Source organism: Cupriavidus sp. WS, from assembly GCF_000395345.1.
Classification (GTDB): Bacteria; Pseudomonadota; Gammaproteobacteria; order Burkholderiales; family Burkholderiaceae; genus Cupriavidus; species Cupriavidus basilensis_B.
This window is the reverse complement of sequence record NZ_AQPL01000700.1, coordinates 1-295: the sequence shown is the minus strand read 5'-3', so window position 1 is coordinate 295 and position 295 is coordinate 1. Positions and strand designations below refer to the sequence as shown.

General features: G+C 65.1%; 1 pseudogene. It reads right to left on the bottom strand.

From position 1 onward, the window contains the following. Positions 1-295 (bottom strand): annotated as a pseudogene (locus K206_RS0136655) (ABC transporter substrate-binding protein); the annotation flags it as partial.

The window sequence follows — 295 nt, the reverse complement described above, 5'->3', positions numbered from 1 at the left end:
CGGCTGTAGTAGCCGGTCTCGAAACTCAGACGCTGCACGACTTCCCGGGCGGCCTCGGCCGAATAGGCGTCACCGACGTGGACCGGGCGGCCGTCGAGGTCGTCGCCATGGATGGCATAGACCACGGCACCGATCACGCCTTCGCCGTTGTCGCCCTCACCGGCATCGCATTCGGCCAGCACCTCGGCACTCACAGGTTCAGGGCCATTGCTGACCACCACGAAGTCGCTGGTGACGATGCAAGGGGAGCAAACCAGCTCCTCGTCGGAGAAGTGCTGTTGGCTCGCGTGGATGG